Below are 4689 nucleotides of genomic sequence, written 5' to 3'. Positions count from 1 at the left end.
CCGATGCAGGGATACCCGCTTCGTTCATCGCGGACCAGCACGCATTGCTGCTAACGTCACCCGGGAAGGATGACGCCTCTTGGAGGTGGAGGACCCATGACTCGCGACGAAGCACAGCGCCTGCTGCAAACGTTCATGCAGTCCGTCGGACAGCCGAGCGAAGGACTCAACCCGCAGGGCTTCGGTGGCGCGGTGCTCGGCGAGGCCCAGCTCTATTTCGAGTACCACTCGGACAAGCAGGCGCTGGAGACGAGTGCCCTCATCTACAAGTTCCGCGATGCGCCCAAGCCCGGCGTCATCGAGGGCTTCCGTGACGAGGAGAAGGCCGGCACGAACACCGGCGGTGGTGCGGTGGACTACGAGCCCGAGAACAAGAGCCTCTTCTTGAGCCGCACCTACTCGACGCTCCCGGCGGACGCGGCCTTCCGGGAGGACATGCAGCGCCTCACCCAGGCCAGCCTCGTGTGGGCCGATGAGGTGATGGACCGCGTGGCCTCGCGCGTGTTCAAGCGCTGAGGCCAGCACGAGTCCCCGGCGCTTCAGGGAGCGGCTCTCGTCGCTCCCGCCCGCTCCGCGGTGTCGGCTACACCGAGGCCATCACGTAGAACTTCAGGTAGCGGCCCTCGGGGAACTGAAGGCGGATGGGATGGTCGGGCGGCTGGTAGCGCTCCTCCACCATCGCCAGGTCCACCCCCGCCTTGAAGGCCGCCTCCTTCACCGCACCCAGGAAGGCGTCCGGGGCCACGCGCGCCGAGCACGAGGCCGTCGCCAGCAACCCTCCGGGCCGCAGCAACCCCAGCGCCTGACGGTTCAGCGAGGCATACCCGTCGATCGCCGCCTGCACCGCCTTCTGGCTCTTCGCGAACGCCGGCGGGTCCAGGATGATCAGATCGAACGTCCTCCCCTCCTCGCGGAAGGACGCCAACAGCTTGAACACGTCGGCCGCGAGGAAGTCGTACTTCTCCGCCGGCAGCCCGTTGCGCGTGAAGTTCTCGCGCGCCAGGGCGATCGCGTCCGGATCCAGGTCCACCGAGAACACGCTCCTGGCCCCGCCCAGCGCCGCGTTCACCGAGAAGCCGCCGCTGAAGCAGAAGCAGTTGAGCACGTCCCTGCCCTGCGACAGCCGCCGGATGAGGTAGCGGTTCTCGCGCTGGTCCAGGAAGAAGCCCGTCTTCTGCCCACGCCACGCGTCCACGCCGAACTTCGCGCCCCGCTCGAGGATCTCCAGCAGCTCCGGCGCCTTCTCCCCCCACAGCATCCGCCCCGAACCCCGGCCGCCGTCCTCGTCCTCCGCGTCGTCCCGGCCCACCTCGTCCCGGCCCAGGATGCCCTTGAGCTCCGGCACCGCCGCCTTCAGCGCCTCCACGATGAGCCCGCGGTACGGCGTGAGTCCCGCCGAGTACAGCTTCATCACCGCGTAGTGGCCATAGAGGTCCACCACCACGCCCGGCAGCCCGTCCCCCTCTCCGTGGATGAGGCGGAAGCTGTCCGTGTCCTTCAGGTCGATCAGCGAGCGCCGCTCGGCCAGCGCCTGCTTCACCCGCTGCGCGAAGAAGGCCGCGTCGATGGTCTGCCGGGGATTGCGCGTCAGCACGCGCACCGCGATGGCCGAGTACGGATCGAAATACCCGCGCGCCACGAACTTCCCGTTCTCGGCCAGGTCCACCACGCTGCCGGGAGGAATCTTCGGCACCTTGTCCAGCGCCTTGCGGAAGACCCACGGGTGCCCCGCGCGCAGGTGACGGCCCAACCCTGGGGCCAGCTCCAGCTTGACGACGTTCACGGTCCGACTCCTCGAGGGGCCTTGCGGCCCCGTTGGGCGAGAATGGCGCGGGCGAGCTCCTCGAAGCCCCGCCCCTCCTCCGCCCGGGTGATGAAGGCCGGCGGCGTGTCGATGCGATCCAGCACCCGCCGCACGTTGGCCACCCCGACACTCAGGGCGAACTCTCCAAACATCGGGGCATCGTTGAAACTATCCCCGGCGTACACGAAGCGCGGATCCCCCGGCTCCAGCCGCAGGCCCCAGGCGAGCTTCAGGAAGCGGCGCACCGCGGAGCGCTTGTCGAAGCGGCCCAGCCAGCAGTTGACGTGCACCGAGGAGCGCACCGCCGTCACCCCGCGCGCCCGCAGCAGGGCTTCGATGCGCCCGGCTGCTTCCTCGCCCAGCCGGGCCTCCTCGTTGTAGTCCACGGCCAAGTCCACCTCGGTGTAGGCGCTGTCCGTGGACAGGCGCGCCCCCGGCACCTGGCGCAGCACGTCCGCCACCTCGGCCTCCAGCCGCTGTCGGTTCGACACCCGGACGCGCGGGGACTCCGCGTACACCTTGCGCAGCTTGCCCTTGGGGCCGCGCAGGAAGAACAGGCCCCCGTTCTCCGCGATGACGCCATCCACCGGCAGCGTGCGTGCCCAGGCCTCGCCCCAACCCGCGGGGCGGCCCGTCACCAGCACCAGCTTGAGCCCGGCCTCGGACAGGCGCTCGAGCGCCCGCACGGTGGTGGAGCGCAGCTGGTGCGAGGTGGTGAGCGTACCATCGACGTCGGTGAAGACCCCTTCCACCCAGAAGAGGTCCGCGTCGCGCAGGGGGCGAGGGGCGGGCATACGGGCAGCCGCACTACACCCTTCCCGGCCAGACGGGAAGGGCTCGGTGGGCCCGAGGCCCCGCAAAGACGAAGCCCCCGGGAGGCATGCCTCCCAGGGGCCGTTCAGCTCAAGTCTGTCTCAGCGCGATCAGGGGGTGTAGCTGCCCTTGAGCGAGACGCTGGAGTAGGAGCTGTAGCCGTTGAGCATCACGTGGAAGCGACCCGTGGTGGTCTTCGCGGCGATGTTGCAGGTCTCGGCGTTGCCGGAGAGGTACGGACGGCAGTCGTACGAGGAGGTGGTGGGCTGCGCGCCGAACTTCACGTACATGTCCGCGTCGCCCGTGCCGCCGCTCATCGCGAAGGTCACCGCCTTACCGGCCGGCACGTCCAGGTAGTAGAACTTCTGCGAGCCCGAGGCGCCCGAGATGCCCGTGGTGGCCACGCCGTTGGTCAGCGCGGTGGAAGGAGCGGGCGGAACCGCCACGCCCACACCCACGGCCTCCCAGGCCTTGGTCACCGCGGCCTGCTGAGCCGAGCCAGCGCCGTAGAGCGTGCCGGCGGCCTGCTCCGTGTAGGTCTTCGCCTGGGCGAAGGTGGTGCTGGAGGTCATCAGGTCCACGTTGGCCTTGTAGAAGATGGCGCCAGCCGCCTGCACGCCGATCGCCGGGACGACGGTGGTGGTCACGGCGCGCGGGTGCGTGCCGCCCGTGGACAGGAGCTTGAAGGCCAGGTTGGCGATGCCCGAGTTCCAGTGCACGCCGCCGTTGTCGGAGGTGCCCGTGTAGCGCGTGGGGTAGTAGTCCTTCGACGAGCCGTCCTGGGTGGGGTTGCCCATGTAGCGCAGCGCGTCACCCGCGGTGGCCGGCGTCCACACGTCGTCGCCGATCATCCACACCGCCGGGTCCGTCGCCCAGCCCTTGGTCCACGACTCGCAGTAGGCCGAGAAGATGTCGCTCATGCCCTCGTTGAGGGCGCCGGACTCGTTGGAGTACACGAGGTTGGACTCGGAGCTGGTCACCGCGTGGGTCAGCTCGTGCACCGTCACGTCCAGCGACTTGCCCAGCGGCGCGGACTGCACGCCATCGCTGTCGCCGTACACCATCTGGCTGCCGTTCCAGAAGGCGTTGGTGTAGTTGGTGCTGTGGTGCACCGTGCTCTTCAGCTGCGCGCCCAGGCCGTTGAACGAGTCGCGGTTGAAGTTGGTCTTGTAGCAGTTGTAGGTGGTGCCCAGGTGGTTGTAGTTGTCGTCCACGTGGGTGTCACCGGTGGCCGCGCCACCCTCGCTGCGCTTGAGGGTACCGGGCAGCGTGGTGGTGTTGTTGCCCGAGTACACCGCGCGGTTGAGCGCGGTGTGGATGTCCGTGGCGCGATCCAGGATGGAGCCATCCTGCGCGCTGACGAAGACGTGGTCACGGATGGGCAGGTCGCGGCCCTCGCCCGTCACCACCACCTCGTAGGCCAGCTTCAGGCTGCCGTTGTCCTTGCGCACGTACACCAGGCGGGGCTCGCCGTCGGCGGCGATGCGGATGCCCGAGGTGCTGTCCAGGGCGGCGGCCTTGGCGGCCTCCGCGGAAACGCGCGCCTTGGCGGGGGCGATCTCGCCGTCACGCGCCGAGCCGTTGGCCGACACGATGCGGCCGCTCGAGTCCTGGGTCACGATCAGCTCGCCGCCGACGACCGGCAGGCCGTTCTTCGTCTGGCCGAAGCGAACGCGGGTGTTGCCCTGCTCATCCAGGCGAGTGCTCTTCACCACCAGGTCGGTGGCATCAAGGCGGAACGCCGAGGCGACGCCCTGCAGAGAAGAGCCCAGGTTGCCCTTGACCATGAAGGGAACGCCGTCGTCGTGCTGACCGACAACTTGAGCGGAGGGCAGCGCGGCGAGGGCCGAGCGAACATCGCCCAGCTCGTCGACCTTCTCGGCGCCAGCGGCAACCTGGGAGTTGTCGACCTCGCACGCGGCGAGGGGGAGGGCGAGCAACGCGGCAGCAAGGAAGCGAGTGCGAACCAAGGGGGATCTCTCCTGGCCGACGGCGGGGTGCCGTCAGACAGTTCTTCCCTAAGCACGTATCGGGCCAACCGTTAAATCGGCGGATTCCCTGCGAAGTCGACT

At 69.0% G+C, this 4689-nt stretch carries 4 protein-coding genes; 1 reads left to right on the top strand and 3 read right to left on the bottom strand.

From position 1 onward, the window contains the following. Positions 1 to 96: 96 nt before the first annotated feature. Complete coding sequence (locus tag VF794_RS06230; protein WP_331108263.1) at positions 97 to 516, top strand: hypothetical protein; 420 nt, start codon at positions 97 to 99, stop codon at positions 514 to 516. A gap of 67 nt (positions 517 to 583) precedes the next feature. Here VF794_RS06230 and VF794_RS06225 read toward each other — a convergent pair whose 3' ends face one another. The 3 genes from VF794_RS06225 to VF794_RS06215 form a co-directional block, all read right to left on the bottom strand. Next, positions 584 to 1783 (bottom strand): class I SAM-dependent rRNA methyltransferase, encoded by a 1200-nt coding sequence (locus tag VF794_RS06225; protein ID WP_331108262.1) that lies wholly within the window; start codon positions 1781 to 1783, stop codon positions 584 to 586. After that, positions 1780 to 2598, bottom strand: coding sequence for an HAD-IIB family hydrolase (locus tag VF794_RS06220; RefSeq protein ID WP_331108261.1), 819 nt, complete (start codon positions 2596 to 2598; stop codon positions 1780 to 1782). Before VF794_RS06220 ends, VF794_RS06225 begins: the two co-directional genes overlap by 4 nt. A 129-nt stretch (positions 2599 to 2727) precedes the next feature. Then, positions 2728 to 4587: a M4 family metallopeptidase gene (locus tag VF794_RS06215; protein WP_331108260.1), complete on the bottom strand. Its 1860-nt coding sequence runs from the start codon at positions 4585 to 4587 to the stop codon at positions 2728 to 2730. Positions 4588 to 4689 lie beyond the last annotated feature (102 nt).

Source organism: Archangium sp. (assembly GCF_036389735.1).
Taxonomy (GTDB): Bacteria; Myxococcota; Myxococcia; order Myxococcales; family Myxococcaceae; genus Archangium.
Note: the sequence above shows the minus strand (reverse complement) of the source record. Positions and strands in the feature narration are given on the sequence as shown.